Annotated in this window: 1 protein-coding gene; it reads left to right on the top strand. The window is 34.4% G+C overall.

All coding sequences use genetic code 11. The features are described 5' to 3' along the window. Positions 1-276, top strand: a 276-nt coding sequence (locus tag RVY79_RS19435) for a hypothetical protein (protein ID WP_317466212.1), incomplete at both ends; no start/stop codon positions are given.

Consider the following 276-nt stretch of genomic DNA (forward strand, 5'->3'; position numbering starts at 1 on the left):
TTTGAACAACAATTGAATTCAGCAATGAACAAACACCTAATTGATAAATATGGCTCTGGTTCTGGTCGTGTTGTTGCTATGGCTGGTGGTGGTTATTTTACTGATTCAGCAAAAGAAACAATGGGAGTATTTAAATCTGCTCAATCTAGCCTAGATAAAACTGGAATGTCTGATATTGAAGTAAAAGACACTATTTCAACAGCAAATTCTAATGCCATGAATTCATTTGAAACTGACAAGCAATCAGTTAAAAAAGGTGGAAATATGGGATTAGGT

This window comes from Chromohalobacter sp. HP20-39, assembly GCF_033052815.1.
GTDB lineage: Bacteria > Pseudomonadota > Gammaproteobacteria > Pseudomonadales > Halomonadaceae > Chromohalobacter.